Raw genomic sequence first — 16,007 nt, 5'->3', positions numbered from 1 at the left:
ACTGTGCAGCCCTTCATATAACAAGTAATGGCTCATTGATGCTTTCCCGACTGCGTTCTGACATCCAGTGCATTCTTGACCGCGACCCTGCGGCGCGTAGCACCTGGGAGGTCATTACCTGTTACCCCGGGCTGCATGCAATCTGGTGGCATATTCCTGCGCATTGGTGCTGGACACACAATCTCAAGTGGCTGGGGCGCTTTACTTCTCACATCGGACGTTGGCTGACAGGTATTGAGATTCACCCCGGTGCCACGATTGGCGAACGTGTGTTTATCGACCATGGCATGGGCGTGGTGATTGGCGAGACCGCGGTTGTGGGCGATGGCTGCACGATCTACCACGGGGTCACTTTGGGCGGCACGTCTCTATACAAAGGAGCCAAGCGTCACCCCACCTTGGGCAAGAACGTGGTGGTGTCGGCAGGTGCCAAAGTGCTCGGTGGTTTTGAGGTTGGAGACGATGCCAAGATTGGCTCCAACGCGGTGGTTATCAAGCCCGTGCCAGCTGGCGCGACGGCGGTCGGGATTCCGGCGCGCATCATTCCCTCCAAAAAGGGGGAGAGCGCAGACGTAACCGATCTGGCAGGTCAGTCTTCAACTGCGCCAGCAGGCACCGCTCGTTCTCTGGAGGCGGCCAATGCAGCTGCAGTGGCAGCATCGGCTGCTGCAAAGCCTGTAGATCCTTGTGTCGATCAAGCCAAGGGCTTTACTGCATATGGCGTGACGGAAGATGACCCAATCAGTCAGGCGATGAAAGGCTTGGCAGAAGGGGCCGCGACCCACGAGCAACAACTACAAATGCTATGGGCTGCGGTGGAGAAACTCTCCGCGCAACTTCAGGCAGATTGTGTGCCCTGCGAGAGCGAGCGTGGGGGGCATTTTGAGAAAGAAAAAATCGACCAAATTTTGGGGAAATAACCCCTGTAATGCAAAAAACGAAACTTATGAGGCCATCAAGGCCTCTTTCTTTTTTGCGGAGCAAATTCTTGGGAAGTCACCAATGTAGCGCGTTAATGGCTGCTGATCTTGTACGCTTGAGGGATCTTATTTTGTCCACCCACACGATAGAGACAGGAAGAATTTTCATGGATGTGTCCCAAGCCTTGCGTGAGCGCCGTTCTGTGCGCGCGTTTACCTCTCAAGTGCCTTCCGCTGATTTGGTGCAGCAACTGATGCAGGATGCCGCATTGGCGGCTTCCGGTGGCAATATGCAGCCATGGCGCGTAGCAGCCATTACGGGAGACGCACTGCAGGCAATGTTGAACGATGTGGCAAAGACACCAGGGGAAGAGAAACCGGCGCATCTGTCCTATCCTCCAAACCTCTGGGAGCCTTACCGTACACGCCGTTTTGCCAATGGTGAGGATCTGTACAAAAGCATTGGTGTGCCGCGTGAAGACAAAGCCGGCCGTTTGAAGCAGCTGGCCAAAAACGCCACTTTCTTTGGCGCACCTGTGGGCATCATCATGTTCACGGAAGAGCGTATGGGCCCTGTGCAATGGATTGATTTGGGTATCTATCTGCAGTCTTTCATGCTGCGGGCCACCGAAGAAGGGCTGGCCACGTGTGCCCAGGGTTTCTGGCGCCGTTATGACGCAGTAGTCAAGCAACATATCAAGGTGCCAGATGGCTATCTGGTGACCTTTGGTATTGCATTGGGCTATGAAGATAAAACAGCGCCTATCAACACCATGCGTGCCACCCGCGCAGAGTTTGCGGAGTGGGGGCAGCTGCAAGGTTTCTGAAGAAGGGTTGAGCCCATAAAAAAGCGCTTCCTATGAGGCGCTTTTTTACACATGACCGCAATCAATGCCCGGCAGTCCTGGAAAACAGGTTGATGACCAGCACGCCAGCAATGATGAGACCCATGCCGATCAATGCCGCCGCATCGAGCTTCTGCCCCATAAAGATCCAGGCAATCGCTGATACCAGCACAATGCCTGCACCAGACCAGATGGCATAAGCCACACCAGTGGGAATGGTGCGTAGGGTCAGGGATAAGCACACAAAGGCGATGGCGTAACCAATGACCACGATCACGCTGGGCCACAGGCGAGTGAAGCCTTCAGCGCTTTTCAAAAAAGAGGTTGCCACAACCTCTGCCGCAATGGCGATGCCCAGAAAAAGGTAGCTGCTGCTCACATGCACCTTTCTTGATCAGGGCTTGGCGTATGCGCCCGTGCCTTCTGGCCAGGGTGTCAGAACTTCATAGCCATCCGCAGTCACCACCACCATATGCTCCCATTGGGCTGACAGCGACTTGTCTTTGGTGATGACCGTCCAGCCATCGTCCAGCTCCTTGGTGTCATGCTTGCCGGCGTTGAGCATGGGCTCGATCGTGAAGATCATTCCTTCATGCAATTTCATGCCTTGGCCGGGATAGCCGTAGTGCAGCACCTGAGGCTCGTCGTGGTAAGTCTGTCCAATACCGTGCCCGCAGTAATCTCTCACGATCGAGAAGCCGTCGCGCTGGGCGACAGTTTGAATCGCATGACCGATGTCACCTAAGGTTGCACCTGGTTTGACTGCACGAATACCTGCCACCATGGCTTCGTAGGTGGTGTCGATCAGCTTTTGTGCTTTGGCTGAGACATTGCCTGCGGTGTACATGCGTGAGGTGTCACCAAACCAGCCATCTTTGATCAAGGCCACATCCACGTTCACGATGTCTCCGTCCTTGAGAATTTCCTTGGAAGAAGGAATGCCGTGACAGACCACGTGGTTCACGGAAGTGCATACGGTTTTGGGGTAGCCGTAATAACCAATATTGGCAGGAATGCACTTGAGCTCGTTGACGATGAAATCATGGCAGAGCTTGTCCAGATGTTCTGTGCTCACACCGGGTTGCACATGGGGTGTGAGCATTTCCAGCACGCGTGCGGCCAGCATGCCCGCCTCGCGGGACTTTGCAATATTGGCAGCGTCATGGATGGGAGGAATGCGGCGAGGAGGGCGTTTGGCCATGTTGGTTGTACGAGCAGCCTGCAGGCTGTGGATGGTGAAACAAGATGCTGCACTTTAGCGCGTTGCTGCTGAAGTGGTGTTGCGAGCTGCTGCAATTGATTTGGGCAACACGGGATTGCTGCTGCAACGCAGCTTTCCGAGCGGAGCAGCTTAAGGTTTGTGGAGATTTTTTGAAAAGTCTATGAATAAGTAAATAGGAGATAGCGTTTCGATTGTGGAAGGGGAGTGCGTGGATCGTGGCTGAAATGATTGTTGTGGGTGCCGCGCCCATTCAATGGCAGCATATTTCGCTGCCCTTTGGCTGTGGGCCGGGGACTAAAAAAGCCTGCGAGCTTTGCAGCTTGCAGGCTTTTTTCGAACTAGCGATAAGCTGCTGTAAAGCGGCTTATTCGATCAACGCTGGTTGATGGGCTTGACGTCACGAGCCACGGAACCGGTGAACAGCTGGCGTGGACGACCGATCTTGTATTCGGGGTCAGCCATTTGTTCGTTCAGCTGAGCGATCCAGCCTACGGTACGGGCCAGGGCGAAGATGCCGGTGAACAGGTTTACTGGGATGCCAATGGCGCGTTGAACGATGCCGGAGTAGAAGTCCACATTGGGGTAGAGCTTGCGCTGAACGAAATAGTCGTCTTCCAGTGCAATCTTTTCCACTTGCTTGGCCAGAGCAAACAATGGATCGTTTTCCAGACCCAGCTCTGCCAGGATTTCATTGCAAGTTTCTTGCATGAGCTTGGCGCGTGGATCGTAGTTCTTGTAGACGCGGTGGCCAAAACCCATCAGCTTGACGCCGCTGGTCTTGTCTTTGGCTTTCTCCATGAACTCGCCTACCTTGGCGATGCCGCCGTTGGCTTGGATTTCTTCCAGCATGTTCAGGCAGGCTTCGTTGGCGCCACCGTGGGCAGGGCCCCACAGGCAGGCCACACCAGCGGAAATCGCTGCGAAGGGGTTGGTGCCCGAAGAGCCGCACAGACGTACGGTCGAAGTCGAAGCGTTTTGCTCGTGGTCTGCGTGGAGGATGAAGATGCGATCCAGAGCCTTTTCGACCACAGGATTGACCTTGTACTCTTCGCAAGGATTGCCGAACATCATGCGCATGAAGTTACCTGCATACGACAGATCGTTCTTGGGATACATGTAAGGCTGGCCGATGCCGTACTTGTAGGCCATGGACACCAGAGTAGGCATCTTCGCGATCAGACGGATCGCAGCGATTTCGCGGTGCTCGGGGTTGTTGATGTCAGTGCTGTCATGGTAGAAGGCCGACATGCCGCCCACCAGGCCAGTCAGCACGGCCATAGGGTGAGCATCACGGCGGAAACCACGCAGGAAGAACTGCATTTGCTCGTTGACCATGGTGTGCTGGGTCACGCGGTTTTCGAAATCAGCCTTTTGTGCTTCGTTGGGCAGTTCACCGTACAGCAGCAGATAGCAAGTTTCCAGGAAGTTGCAGCTCTTGGCCAGTTGTTCGATGGGGTAGCCGCGGTACAGCAACTCACCCTTGTCACCGTCAATGTAGGTGATGGCAGACTGGCAAGATGCCGTAGAGAGGAAGCCTGGGTCATACGTGAACATGCCCGACTGGCCATACAGCTTGCGAATGTCGATGACATCTGGGCCGATATTGCCTTGGTAAACCGGCAACTCAACGCTAGGGGCGCCGTTGCTGAATGAAAGGGTTGCTTTGTTGTCAGCGAGTTTCATTTCCAACTTCCTTCTCTGATCGGCCTGCCAGCCTGTCTGGTAGGCCTTTTTTTTGAATGCGTGCAATCAAACAGGCTTGCGCACCATTTGCAGCACTTCTCTAACTTCTGGAGTGTCCAATTCGCCTTCCGGCTCCTTGCGGCGCAGGAAAAGGTCCATCAGATCGTTGTCTGCCAAGTCCATCAGGGCAGACAAACCAATTGCGTGTCTCCGCGTCAATTGGTTGCCATAGCTGGCGAAAAACTTCTCGATGTAGAGATCGTTTTCGACCAAGCCGCGGCGGCTTCGCCACCGCAGCAAGTCGCGTTCCCGTTCTTCGAGGATTGCGTCCATCTCGTTCATGGGTTAGACGGCGCGACGCACCATCAGTTCCTTGATCTTGCCAATTGCCTTGGTGGGGTTGAGGTGCTTGGGGCACACGTCCACGCAGTTCATGATGGTGTGGCAACGGAATAGACGATAGGGGTCTTGCAGGTTGTCCAGACGCTCACCGGTGGCGGTGTCGCGGCTGTCCGCGATGAAGCGATAGGCCTGCAGCAGACCTGCGGGACCCACGAACTTGTCGGGGTTCCACCAGAACGATGGGCAGCTGGTCGAGCAACTGGCGCACAAGATGCACTCGTACAGGCCATTGAGCTCTTCACGCTCTTCAGGAGACTGCAGGCGCTCTTTGTTGGTAGTGGCGTAGATGTCGCTTTGCAGGTAAGGCTTGATGGAGTGGTACTGCTTGAAGAACTGTGTCATGTCCACGATCAAGTCGCGAATCACTGGCAGACCTGGCAGAGGCTTCAGGATGATGTCGCCCTTCAAGGTGTTCATATTGGTCAAACAGGCCAGACCGTTCTTGCCGTTGATGTTCATGGCATCGGAGCCACACACACCTTCGCGGCAGGAGCGACGGAAAGAGATCGAAGGATCCTGGGCCTTGAGCTTCACCAATGCGTCCAGCAGCATGCGCTCGTGGCCGTCGAGTTCGACTTCAACCGTTTGCATGTAAGGCTTGGCATCCACATCGGGGTCGTAGCGGTAAATCTTAAAAGTACGCTTCATTTTGAAATTCTCTCGTGGGCTACTGCTGGATTAGAACGTGCGGACCTTGGGTGGCACGCTGTCCACTGTCAGGGGCTTGAGGTTCACAGGCTTGTACGACAGGCTGTTGGTGGCGCTATCCCACAGGGTGTGCTTCAGCCATTCCTTGTCGTTGCGGCCCAGCGGGAAGTCTGGGTGATCGGCAGGGTGCTCGTAGTCGTACACAGTGTGTGCGCCACGGCATTCCTTGCGTGCAGCTGCGGAAGTCATGGTGGCCTGAGCCACTTCGATCAGGTTGTCCACTTCCAGCGCTTCCATGCGGGCAGTGTTCCAGACCTTGGACTTGTCCTTCAAGGTGACAGCGCCGACCTTGTCGCGGATGGCGTTGACCTTGAGCACACCTTCGTCCATGCTCTTTTGGGTGCGGAACACGCCTGCGTGTGTTTGCATCGAAGTACGGATTTCGCCTGCAATGTCTTGGGCATAGATGCCGTCCTTGGACTCATCCAGCTGATTCAAGCGTGCCAGTGTGCGGTCAGCGCCATCAGCAGGCACTTCATGGTGGTCGCCAAAGCCCTTGACGAACTCCACGATGTGCTTGCCTGCTGACTTGCCGAATACCAGCAGGTCCAGCAGCGAGTTGGTACCCAGGCGGTTGGCACCGTGGACCGATACGCAAGAGCATTCGCCCACAGCATACAAACCGTTTACAACACGGTTCTGTGTGCCGTCGTAAGTCACCACTTGACCGTTGATGTTGGTTGGGATACCGCCCATCTGGTAGTGGATGGTTGGCACCACAGGAATCGGTTCCTTGGTGATGTCGACGTTGGCGAAGTTGTGACCAATTTCTTCCACGGAAGGCAGACGTTTGCGGATAGTTTCAGCACCCAGGTGGTCCAGCTTCATCAGGATGTAGTCCTTGTTGGGACCGCAGCCGCGACCTTCCTTGATTTCCTGGTCCATCGAGCGTGAAACGAAGTCACGGGGGGCCAGGTCTTTCAGCGTAGGTGCGTAGCGCTCCATGAAGCGTTCACCTTCGCTGTTGAGCAAAATAGCGCCTTCACCGCGGCAGCCTTCGGTGAGCAGCACGCCCGCGCCGGCCACGCCGGTGGGGTGGAACTGCCAGAACTCCATGTCTTGCAATGGAATGCCTGCACGTGCAGCCATGCCCAGACCGTCGCCGGTGTTGATGAAGGCATTGGTCGAAGCCTGGAAGATACGGCCAGCGCCGCCAGTGGCCAGCAGCACTGCCTTGGCGTGCAGTTCGTACAGGTCGCCAGTTTCCAGTTCCAGAGCGGTTACACCGACAACATCGCCTTGGGTGTTGCGAATCAGGTCCAGCGCCATCCACTCCACGAAGAAGTTGGTCTTGGACGCCACGTTTTGCTGGTACAGCGTGTGCAGCATGGCGTGGCCGGTACGGTCGGCGGCTGCGCAAGCGCGTTGCACAGGCTTTTCACCGTAGTTGGCTGTGTGACCGCCGAAAGGACGCTGATAGATGGTGCCATCAGGGTTGCGGTCAAAAGGCATGCCAAAGTGTTCCAACTCGATCACGACGTTGGGAGCTTCGCGGCACATGAACTCGATGGCATCCTGGTCACCCAGCCAGTCAGAGCCCTTGATGGTGTCGTAGAAGTGGTAGTGCCAGTTGTCGTCCGACATATTGCCCAAAGAGGCAGAAACGCCACCTTGCGCTGCCACAGTGTGCGAGCGTGTAGGGAAAACCTTGGACAGGGAGGCCACGCTCAAACCAGCGCGGGACAATTCCAGAGCGGCGCGCAGACCGGAGCCGCCAGCGCCAACGATGACAACGTCAAACTTGCGCTTGGTGATATTTGCTTTGGAGTAGCTCATTCTTTACTTTCAATCGTGGAAGCGGTCTTGCGCCAATCACAGACGCCACAGAACCTGGAAAGCCCAGCCTGCGCAGCCGATCAACCAAATCAGGGACAAAACGTGCAAGGTCAGACGCAAAGCGACCGACTTGGCGTAGTCCATCCAGACATTACGTGCGCCTACCCAGACGTGCCAGATCATTGCAACAATCACGGCAAAGGTAAGGAACTTCATCCATTGGGCTGCAAAGATGCCTGCCCACAGCTCATAGCCAATCTCGCCTTGCGAGAAGATCAGCTGAGCCAACACAACGACAGTGAAGATCACCATCAAAACAGCAGTCACACGCTGTACCAACCAGTCGCGCAGACCGTAATGGCCGCCGACAACGGTGCGCTTAGAACCGTAATTCACAGACATGATTTATTCCCTCTCAACTTAGTACAGGCCGAACAGCTTGGCGCCCAGCACAACGGTCAGACCAATGCTCAGCACCAGAACGGTGATGGCGGAAGACTTTGCGTAGGACTTGCTTACCAAGTTGTGGTTCACGTCCATGAAAAGGTGGCGTAAACCCGCCATCAGGTGGTGCAGATATGCCCAGATAATGGCCAGAGCCACCAGGGTGATGAACCACCCGGGCACGAAACCACAGCCTTCGTTAAACACGGCCTTGAACTTCGCGAAGGAGAACTCGGAAGACAAAGAGGTGTCCAGCATCCAGATAACGAATGGCAGCAGGACAAACATCAGCATCCCGCTGATACGGTGAAGAATGGACACATAGCCTCCAACTGGGAGGCGGTGTGGCAAACCTTCTAAAACATTGATGTTGCGGAACTCGGGCCGCTTCTTTTTTTCAAGCTCTGTCATGGCGGGGGTGCTTTCGTGGATGTAACTGCGTTGTAATCGCGCGGAGCAAAAGATTCAAAATTCTATTGCACTCGCACTACCGTTGGTCGGTGGTTGCGCGATTGTTGCCTTTTATCGCCGTGTAACTGGGTAATTTAGTTCAAGGCGTTCTTGTAATGGTGTGTGTCAGTTCTGTAGATACCGCGTCGTAACTCCATAGGAATATCGTTGTAGGTATAAGCAAGACGTTCGACGCTAAGTAACGGCGTCTGGGTAGGTACGTCCAGCAATTTGGCTTGCGCTTCGTCAGGTAGCACAGCGCGCAGCTTCTCATCGGCGCGCACCATGCGCACGCCAAAGTCTCCTTCAAACATAGCGTAGGTGGGCCCCTTATAGGATGCCATCTGCTCGGCAGTCAGGCCTTTGAAGGCATGTCCAGGCAGCCAAATGTCTTCCAAAATAGTCGGAATACCGCTAAAAGCCAAGACGCGTCGTACTTGCACGACAGTGTCACCGCTGCGTAAAGACAGCAGGCGCGCAATTTCGGCGGGGGCGCGCACGCGCTTGCATTCCAGGATGGTGCGCTGGGCGCGGCCTTCGCCTTCAAGGTCGCCAATGTCTGGGTGAAGCTTTAGAAAACGGTACTGCACCTGCTGTGCAGAGTGTGTAGCGACAAATGTGCCTTTGCCTTGGCGGCGCATGACCAAATTCTCTGCGGCCAGCTCGTCAATGGCTTTGCGTACGGTGCCTTGACTGACTTTGAAGCGTGCCGCCAGTTCCATTTCGCTGGGGATCAACTCTCCCGGGCGCCATTCACCAGCCTGTAGGCTTTGCAGGATCAAGCCTTTGATTTGTTGGTACAGCGGGCTGAAAGCCGGGGTGAGTGCAGAGGCGTTATTCGCATTGGCGCCAATAGCACTGTCGGAAGAGGGTGGTTGCGATGAGGACATAAGGGTGTTCGAAAGTTCTAGGCCTCCGGATGCGAATTTGAGCCTATGGGTTTTGTAGATGCTCAGACGAGATCATATCTTATATAAGACATAAGACAAGTTGACCGAGGGACAAAATCAAGAGTACACTTATTGCCTGTTTACGGAGCACGGGCTACTGGTTACAGATGCTGGAGCGACAGTGCGCCGACAACTGTTTATTTCCGAAATCTGGAGTTCTCACCATGAGCAAGAAGCCCGTCCGAGTTGCCGTCACCGGCGCCGCAGGTCAAATTGGTTACGCCCTGTTGTTCCGTATCGCATCCGGCGAAATGCTGGGCAAGGATCAGCCCGTTATTCTGCAACTGCTCGAAATTCCTGACGAGAAGGCTCAGAATGCGCTGAAGGGCGTCATTATGGAGCTGGAAGACTGCGCTTTCCCTCTGCTGGCAGGTATCGAGGCACACAGCGATCCTTTGCAAGCCTTCAAGGACACTGACTATGCGCTGCTGGTTGGCGCCCGTCCCCGTGGCCCGGGCATGGAGCGCGCAGACCTGCTGGCTGCCAACGCACAGATCTTCACTGCGCAAGGCAAGGCACTGAATGCCGTTGCTTCGCGCAATGTGAAGGTATTGGTGGTGGGTAATCCTGCAAACACCAATGCTTACATTGCCATGAAGTCTGCGCCCGATCTGCCAGCAAAGAACTTCACCGCCATGCTGCGCCTGGACCACAACCGCGCTGCCTCTCAACTGGCTGCCAAAGGCGGCTTCAAGGTTGGCGACATCAAGAGCCTGACCGTGTGGGGCAACCATTCGCCCACCATGTACGCCGACTACCGCTTTGCGACAGTTGATGGCAAGTCTGTCAAGGACGCTATCAACGATCAGGAATGGAACGCCAATGTGTTCCTGCCCACGGTGGGCAAGCGTGGTGCTGCCATCATCAACGCGCGTGGTCTGTCTTCCGCTGCCTCGGCTGCCAACGCCGCTATCGATCACATGCGTGATTGGGCATTGGGGTCCAACGGTGAATGGGTGACGATGGGGGTGCCATCGAATGGCGAGTACGGCATTCCCGCTGGCATCGTGTTCGGTTTCCCCGTGACTACAGAGAACGGTGAGTACAAGATCGTGGAAGGCCTGGAAATTGACGCTTTCTCGCAAGAGTGCATCAACAAGACACTGGCTGAGCTGCAAGGCGAGCAAGATGGTGTCAAGCACCTGCTGTAAAGCAAGCTTGCACTGAATCCGTGTGATTCACGACCCTGCAGTGCTCACTGGGCGCTGCAGGGGCTTTGGAGAGAGATCTTTTGCACAACATGCATAGCTGCTGGTTGAGCAAAAGGTGTTTTTCAGATGGTTGTGATGGGTGTGATTGAAATCCAGAACAACTGCGCTGAACGCGCTTTGTTCCCTTAGGTTATACATGCGTACCACTACCCATCCCCGCGAGATTTTGTTGGGCGCTCAAGCAGCTGCCAATGTGCTGCCCGTTTGTGATCATTACAGCGGCGTGGAAGTGCGCATGCGCAAAAGCCTGGAGCTGCAAGCGCAGATGCTCCAAGAGTTCGGCACCTGCGTTTTTGACGTAACGCTGGACTGCGAGGATGGCGCAGCAGTTGGTCAGGAAAAAGCACATGCGCAGCTTGTAGCAAGCTTGGTCAAGGTGGCGCAAGATGGCTGCCGTGTTGCTGCGCGTGTGCATGCGGTGGAGCACCCTGCGTTTGAGGAAGACATTGCCACCATTGTGGGTGAAGCTGGACACAAGCTCTCGCACATCATGCTTCCCAAGGTCGAGTCAGTGGGTGACATCTTGCGTGCGCAACGCACACTGGAACGTGCATCGGGTTCGCATATACCCTTGCATGCCTTGATTGAATCTCCTGCTGCTGTGCATCGCTGCTTTGATATTGCAGCACACCCATCTGTGCAGAGTTTGTCCTTTGGCCTGATGGATTTCGTCTCTGCGCATGGTGGGGCTATTCCTGGCAGCGCAATGGGTGTGCAGGGGCAGTTTGTTCATCCTTTGGTGGTACGCGCCAAGCTGGAAATTGCCTCGGCATGCCACGCTCATGGCAAAGTGCCTTCGCATTGTGTGGTGACAGAGTTCAAGGATGCGCAGGCGCTGCAGGCAGCCGCCTCGCATGCGAGTACAGAGTTCGGGTATACCCGAATGTGGAGTATCCACCCGGCACAAATTCGTCCGATCCTGGCTGCATTTGCACCTGCCATGAAGGATGTACAGGAGGCCACTGACATTTTGCAGGCTGCGGTCAACGCAGACTGGGGGCCAATTAGTTATAACGGCGTGTTGCATGACCGCGCCAGTTACCGTTATTACTGGCAGTTGCTGGAGCGTGCGCAACGTACTGCCATGGAGTTGCCACAACAAGCGCGACAATGGCTGGATGGGAGTGTGGCATGAAGGTGCCATGCATGTTCAACGATTTAACTTTTTCCCCGCTGGAGTTCGCATGAAACAACTGATTGCCTCCGTTTTGCTCATTGCACCTGCATTGGCTTTTGTTACTACTGCACAAGCAGCTACTACTAAGCCTGCTGCGACTAAAACCGCCACTGCTGCCAAGAAGACCACGGCATCTGTGAAAAAGAAAACCACAACGACTCGCAAGAAAGCTGCTGTAGCAGCCACTGGTGCAGCCGCGGCGGCTGCCGTGATTGCACCCCGTGCATTGAGTGCCGATGAGCTGGCACTTGCGGATCGTGTGCACACAGGTCGTATCGCTTGCGAACTGGGCCAGCATGTGAACGTCACCAAGGACAGTAACAACGCAGGCCACTTCCTGGTAAGCGGCAACGGCTTCAATTTCCATATGACGCCTGTAGGTACCAGTACCGGTGTTGTGCGTCTTGAAGATGCAAAAGCGGGTGCGGTCTGGCTGCAGATCGCCAACAAATCCATGCTCATGAACCAAAAGCAGGGCAAGCGCCTGGCTGATGAATGCATGAGCCCCGAACAACTTCAGGTGGCAGAAGCCATCAAGAAAGCCCCACCCCAGAGTCTGCTGGACGCGCCTGCTAAGTGATTAGCGGGTGCCAAAGCGCGTAAGAACGCTGCCCCACTCTTAGAAAACCAATGGAGAGAGAACCATGTTGAAAGCCTACCGTGACCATGTAGCCGAGCGTGCTGCACTGGGCATCCCGCCCCTGCCACTCGACGCCAAGCAAACGGCTGAATTGATCGAACTGATCAAGAACCCTCCTGCTGGTGAAGATGCATTTTTGCTGGACTTGCTGACCCATCGTGTGCCACCAGGCGTGGATGATGCGGCCAAGGTCAAGGCGTCTTTCCTGGCGGCCGTGGCACACGGTGACTTGCAAGTGGCTCTCATCTCCAAGGCCAAGGCCACAGAGTTGCTGGGCACCATGGTCGGCGGCTACAACGTGCACCCTCTGATCGAGTTGCTCGATGACGCTGAAGTGGCCGACGTGGCCGCTGCAGCGCTGAAGAAGACATTGTTGATGTTTGACTTTTTCAACGATGTGGCAACCAAGGCCAAGGCTGGCAATGCAAAGGCCAAGGAAGTGATGCAAAGCTGGGCGGATGCCGAGTGGTTCACCTCGCGTCCCAAGGTGGAGCAAAAGATCACCGTGACCGTGTTCAAGGTGCCTGGTGAGACCAATACTGACGACTTGTCGCCTGCACCTGATGCCTGGAGCCGTCCGGACATTCCTCTGCACTATCTGGCGATGCTCAAGAACACTCGTCCTGACGCAGCGTTCAAGCCTGAAGAAGACGGCAAGCGCGGCCCCATCCAGTTCATTGAGGATCTGAAGAAAAAGGGCCATGTGGTCGCTTATGTGGGTGATGTGGTCGGTACTGGCTCTTCGCGTAAGTCAGCTACCAACTCGGTGATCTGGGCGACAGGTCAAGACATTCCCTTTGTGCCTAACAAGCGCTTTGGTGGTGTGACCCTGGGCGGCAAGATTGCCCCTATTTTCTTCAACACCCAGGAAGACTCGGGCTCGTTGCCCATCGAAGTGGATGTTTCCAAGCTGGAAATGGGCGACGTCATCGACGTGCTGCCCTACGAAGGCAAGCTGGTCAAGAACGGTGAGACCGTGGCCGAGTTCGCTTTGAAGAGTGACGTACTGCTGGACGAAGTGCAGGCCGGTGGCCGTATCAACCTGATCATTGGCCGTTCACTGACTGCGAAGGCGCGCGAGTTCCTGGGTCTGCCAGCCTCTACTGCTTTCCGTCTGCCCCAGGCTCCTGCAGAATCCAAGGCCGGTTTCACCTTGGCGCAAAAGATGGTGGGTCGTGCTGTCGGCCTGCCAGAAGGTCAAGGCGTGCGTCCCGGTACCTACTGCGAACCTCGTATGACGACAGTGGGTTCTCAGGACACCACAGGTCCAATGACCCGCGACGAGTTGAAGGACCTGGCTTGCCTGGGCTTTTCCGCAGATCTGGTGATGCAGTCTTTCTGCCATACGGCCGCTTATCCCAAGCCTGTGGACGTGAAGACCCATCGCGAACTGCCTGCCTTTATTTCCAACCGTGGTGGCGTGGCCCTGCGTCCTGGTGACGGTGTGATTCACAGCTGGCTGAACCGTCTGCTGTTGCCTGATACCGTGGGTACAGGTGGTGACTCGCACACCCGCTTCCCTATCGGCATCTCGTTCCCTGCAGGTTCCGGTCTGGTGGCTTTTGGCGCTGCGACTGGCGTGATGCCTCTGGACATGCCCGAGTCCGTGCTGGTGCGCTTCAAGGGTGAACTGCAGCCCGGTGTGACCCTGCGTGATCTGGTGCATGCCATCCCGCTGTATGCCATCAAGCAAGGTCTGCTGACTGTGGCCAAGGCAGGCAAGGTCAATGTGTTCTCTGGCAAGATTCTGGAGATTGAGGGTCTGCCAGACCTGAAGGTGGAGCAGGCATTTGAGTTGTCTGATGCATCGGCTGAGCGTTCTGCAGCAGGTTGCACTATCAAGCTGAACCCTGAGCCTATCAAGGAATACCTGACTTCGAACATCGTTCTGATGAAGAACATGATCGCTGACGGTTACCAAGATGCGAAGACCTTGCAGCGCCGCATTGAGAAGGTGGAAGCCTGGTTGGCCAAGCCTGATTTGCTGGAAGCCGACAAGGATGCCGAGTACGCAGCTGTGATCGAAATCGACATGAACGAGATCACCGAGCCTATCGTTTGCTGCCCTAACGATCCTGATGATGCCAAGTTCCTGTCTGATGTGGCTGGAACCAAGATTGATGAAGCGTTCATTGGTTCATGCATGACCAATATTGGCCACTTCCGCGCAGCAGCCAAGCTGCTGGGTGGCAAGCGTGACATCCCCGTCAAGCTGTGGGTGGCACCTCCTACCAAGATGGACCAGGATGAGCTGATCAAGGAAGGTCATTACGCAGCATTCGGCACAGCTGGTGCGCGTACCGAAATGCCCGGCTGCTCGCTGTGCATGGGTAACCAGGCACAAGTGCGTGAGGGCGCGACCGTGATCTCGACATCGACCCGCAACTTCCCGAATCGTCTGGGCAAGAACACCAATGTGTTCCTGGGCTCGGCCGAGTTGTCCGCGATTGCATCGCGCCTGGGTTATCTGCCCACCAAGGAAGAGTACCTCAAGGAAATGGGCGTGATCGATGCTGACAAGGCATCCGTTTACCGCTATATGAACTTCGACCAGATCGAAGAGTACGCAGAAGTGGCCAAGGGTGTGAACGCCTAAGCAGCAGTTCTGCAAAATGACAAAACCCGCCTCCCGGCGGGTTTTGTTTTTTGACGGGCATCCTATTTCGCAGCGATCTGCAAAGAAAGCTCGGACAGTGCAATCTGTTCCTTGAGGCATGCAAGTAGAGCCATGACCAGAGGATGCTGGGGGGCAGCCCTCCACATTGCCTGCATTTCCGAGTAATCGGAGCTTGGACTAATAGGGAGAAATGCCAAGCCAGGCATGCCCACGCGCTGCAAGCAAGCAGGCACGATTGAAACCCCTTGATCCTTGCTGACGAGTGTAAGTACAGAAAGCCAATGACGCACCTCGTGTCGCAACTCAGGGTCAAAGCCTGCACGTAGGCAAAGACTGTGGATGCTGCGAAAGTATTCTGGCGAGATGACGCCAGAAAAGAGGACCAACCGTTCTTTTGCGAGGCTGGAAATGCTGAGCTTGGTTTGCGAAGCCAGTGGGTGCTGGGCAGGCATGCATACCATGAAGGGTTCGCGCAGCAGGGTGCATGTCTTCAATCCTGATGGTGTTGCCGACGTATGCATCAAACCCAAATCAATCTTGCCTTGCTGCAGTGCTGCAACCTGCTCGGCACTATTGAGTTCATGCAGGTCAATGCGAACCTGCCCGTGTAGCGCCTTCAATTGGGCCAAGGCTTCTGGCAGGCCTCTGTACATGCTGGAGCCTACAAAACCGAGGCGCAAGCATCCGGCCATGCCTTGTGCCACTGCCCGGGTGTCCAGCTCAGCGCGGCGACTGCGTTCCAAGATATCCCGAGCCTGTTCCAGAAGAAATTTCCCTGCTGCAGTTAAGCGAACTTCTTTGCTGCTCCGCTCAAATAGCAGGGCATTGAGCTGCCCCTCTAGCTGCTTGATGGCTACGCTTAACGGGGGTTGAGAAATATGCAGTCGTTGGGCTGCGCGACTGAAATGCAACTCTTCTGCCAGAACAACGAAATACTGCAATTGACGCAATTCCATAGCGAA

General features: G+C 55.5%; 16 protein-coding genes. 6 read left to right on the top strand and 10 right to left on the bottom strand.

The features are described 5' to 3' along the window. Nucleotides 1-38 precede the first annotated feature (38 nt). Nucleotides 39-920: a serine O-acetyltransferase gene (gene cysE, locus QEP11_RS00320; RefSeq protein ID WP_284334562.1), complete on the top strand. Its 882-nt coding sequence runs from the start codon at nt 39-41 to the stop codon at nt 918-920. A 167-nt stretch (nt 921-1,087) separates the two neighbouring features. Then, on the top strand, nt 1,088-1,747 hold the full coding sequence (locus QEP11_RS00315) for a nitroreductase (protein ID WP_284334561.1): 660 nt from the start codon (nt 1,088-1,090) through the stop codon (nt 1,745-1,747). A 61-nt stretch (nt 1,748-1,808) separates the two neighbouring features. On the opposite strand, the gene QEP11_RS00310 is transcribed toward QEP11_RS00315, so the two are convergent. From QEP11_RS00310 to QEP11_RS00270, 9 genes are all read right to left on the bottom strand, one after another. Then, nucleotides 1,809-2,144, bottom strand: a complete 336-nt coding sequence (locus QEP11_RS00310) for an SMR family transporter (RefSeq protein WP_284334560.1) — start codon at nt 2,142-2,144, stop codon at nt 1,809-1,811. Nucleotides 2,145-2,159: 15 nt separating this feature from the next. Beyond that, nucleotides 2,160-2,966, bottom strand: a complete 807-nt coding sequence (map, locus tag QEP11_RS00305) for a type I methionyl aminopeptidase (protein ID WP_284334559.1) — start codon at nt 2,964-2,966, stop codon at nt 2,160-2,162. 393 nt (nt 2,967-3,359) lie between these two features. Next, a complete protein-coding gene (locus QEP11_RS00300) occupies nt 3,360-4,670 on the bottom strand; it encodes a citrate synthase (RefSeq protein ID WP_284334558.1) in 1,311 nt (436 codons plus the stop codon). 66 nt (nt 4,671-4,736) lie between these two features. Beyond that, the gene (locus tag QEP11_RS00295; RefSeq protein ID WP_284334557.1) at nt 4,737-5,012 is read right to left on the bottom strand and encodes an FAD assembly factor SdhE; all 276 of its coding nucleotides are present in this window, start codon (nt 5,010-5,012) and stop codon (nt 4,737-4,739) included. A 3-nt stretch (nt 5,013-5,015) separates the two neighbouring features. Beyond that, on the bottom strand, nt 5,016-5,720 hold the full coding sequence (locus QEP11_RS00290) for a succinate dehydrogenase iron-sulfur subunit (RefSeq protein ID WP_284334556.1): 705 nt from the start codon (nt 5,718-5,720) through the stop codon (nt 5,016-5,018). A gap of 30 nt (nt 5,721-5,750) precedes the next feature. Then, nucleotides 5,751-7,556, bottom strand: a complete 1,806-nt coding sequence (gene sdhA, locus QEP11_RS00285) for a succinate dehydrogenase flavoprotein subunit (RefSeq protein WP_284334555.1) — start codon at nt 7,554-7,556, stop codon at nt 5,751-5,753. Nucleotides 7,557-7,592: 36 nt separating this feature from the next. Then, on the bottom strand, nt 7,593-7,958 hold the full coding sequence (gene sdhD / locus QEP11_RS00280) for a succinate dehydrogenase, hydrophobic membrane anchor protein (protein ID WP_284334554.1): 366 nt from the start codon (nt 7,956-7,958) through the stop codon (nt 7,593-7,595). An 18-nt stretch (nt 7,959-7,976) separates the two neighbouring features. Next, nucleotides 7,977-8,411 (bottom strand): succinate dehydrogenase, cytochrome b556 subunit, encoded by a 435-nt coding sequence (gene sdhC / locus QEP11_RS00275; RefSeq protein ID WP_284334553.1) that lies wholly within the window; start codon nt 8,409-8,411, stop codon nt 7,977-7,979. Between the two features lie 134 nt (nt 8,412-8,545). Next, a complete protein-coding gene (locus QEP11_RS00270; RefSeq protein WP_284334551.1) occupies nt 8,546-9,340 on the bottom strand; it encodes a GntR family transcriptional regulator in 795 nt (264 codons plus the stop codon). A 224-nt stretch (nt 9,341-9,564) separates the two neighbouring features. On the opposite strand from QEP11_RS00270, the gene QEP11_RS00265 reads away from it, so the two are divergent. The 4 genes from QEP11_RS00265 (at nt 9,565) to acnB (ending at nt 15,024) form a co-directional block, all read left to right on the top strand. Then, nucleotides 9,565-10,551: a malate dehydrogenase gene (locus QEP11_RS00265; protein ID WP_284334550.1), complete on the top strand. Its 987-nt coding sequence runs from the start codon at nt 9,565-9,567 to the stop codon at nt 10,549-10,551. A gap of 196 nt (nt 10,552-10,747) precedes the next feature. Continuing rightward, complete coding sequence (locus QEP11_RS00260) at nt 10,748-11,746, top strand: HpcH/HpaI aldolase/citrate lyase family protein (RefSeq protein WP_284334548.1); 999 nt, start codon at nt 10,748-10,750, stop codon at nt 11,744-11,746. 49 nt (nt 11,747-11,795) lie between these two features. Beyond that, on the top strand, nt 11,796-12,368 hold the full coding sequence (locus tag QEP11_RS00255; protein ID WP_284334547.1) for a hypothetical protein: 573 nt from the start codon (nt 11,796-11,798) through the stop codon (nt 12,366-12,368). Nucleotides 12,369-12,432: 64 nt separating this feature from the next. After that, complete coding sequence (gene acnB, locus QEP11_RS00250) at nt 12,433-15,024, top strand: bifunctional aconitate hydratase 2/2-methylisocitrate dehydratase (protein ID WP_284334546.1); 2,592 nt, start codon at nt 12,433-12,435, stop codon at nt 15,022-15,024. Nucleotides 15,025-15,086: 62 nt separating this feature from the next. Here the strand turns inward: acnB and QEP11_RS00245 are convergent, their stop codons facing one another. Next, the gene (locus QEP11_RS00245) at nt 15,087-16,001 is read right to left on the bottom strand and encodes a LysR family transcriptional regulator (protein WP_284334545.1); all 915 of its coding nucleotides are present in this window, start codon (nt 15,999-16,001) and stop codon (nt 15,087-15,089) included. Nucleotides 16,002-16,007: the final 6 nt, after the last annotated feature.

The organism is Comamonas halotolerans, assembly GCF_030162935.1.
In the GTDB taxonomy this organism is placed as follows: domain Bacteria; phylum Pseudomonadota; class Gammaproteobacteria; order Burkholderiales; family Burkholderiaceae_C; genus Comamonas; species Comamonas halotolerans.
The sequence above is the reverse complement of the archived record's forward strand: the minus strand, read 5'-3'. Positions and strand labels throughout refer to the sequence as shown.

Excerpts from the sequence above, each read along its gene's own strand:
- sdhA (WP_284334555.1), bottom strand. The coding sequence starts at position 7,556 with ATGAGCTACTCCAAAGCAAATATCACCAAGCGCAAGTTTGACGTTGTC.
- sdhC (WP_284334553.1), bottom strand. The coding sequence starts at position 8,411 with ATGACAGAGCTTGAAAAAAAGAAGCGGCCCGAGTTCCGCAACATCAAT.
- QEP11_RS00300 (WP_284334558.1), bottom strand. The coding sequence starts at position 4,670 with ATGAAACTCGCTGACAACAAAGCAACCCTTTCATTCAGCAACGGCGCC.
- map (WP_284334559.1), bottom strand. The coding sequence starts at position 2,966 with ATGGCCAAACGCCCTCCTCGCCGCATTCCTCCCATCCATGACGCTGCC.
- cysE (WP_284334562.1), top strand. The coding sequence starts at position 39 with ATGCTTTCCCGACTGCGTTCTGACATCCAGTGCATTCTTGACCGCGAC.
- QEP11_RS00270 (WP_284334551.1), bottom strand. The coding sequence starts at position 9,340 with ATGTCCTCATCGCAACCACCCTCTTCCGACAGTGCTATTGGCGCCAAT.
- QEP11_RS00290 (WP_284334556.1), bottom strand. The coding sequence starts at position 5,720 with ATGAAGCGTACTTTTAAGATTTACCGCTACGACCCCGATGTGGATGCC.
- acnB (WP_284334546.1), top strand. The coding sequence starts at position 12,433 with ATGTTGAAAGCCTACCGTGACCATGTAGCCGAGCGTGCTGCACTGGGC.
- QEP11_RS00255 (WP_284334547.1), top strand. The coding sequence starts at position 11,796 with ATGAAACAACTGATTGCCTCCGTTTTGCTCATTGCACCTGCATTGGCT.
- QEP11_RS00315 (WP_284334561.1), top strand. The coding sequence starts at position 1,088 with ATGGATGTGTCCCAAGCCTTGCGTGAGCGCCGTTCTGTGCGCGCGTTT.
- sdhD (WP_284334554.1), bottom strand. The coding sequence starts at position 7,958 with ATGTCTGTGAATTACGGTTCTAAGCGCACCGTTGTCGGCGGCCATTAC.
- QEP11_RS00295 (WP_284334557.1), bottom strand. The coding sequence starts at position 5,012 with ATGAACGAGATGGACGCAATCCTCGAAGAACGGGAACGCGACTTGCTG.
- QEP11_RS00265 (WP_284334550.1), top strand. The coding sequence starts at position 9,565 with ATGAGCAAGAAGCCCGTCCGAGTTGCCGTCACCGGCGCCGCAGGTCAA.
- QEP11_RS00260 (WP_284334548.1), top strand. The coding sequence starts at position 10,748 with ATGCGTACCACTACCCATCCCCGCGAGATTTTGTTGGGCGCTCAAGCA.
- QEP11_RS00245 (WP_284334545.1), bottom strand. The coding sequence starts at position 16,001 with ATGGAATTGCGTCAATTGCAGTATTTCGTTGTTCTGGCAGAAGAGTTG.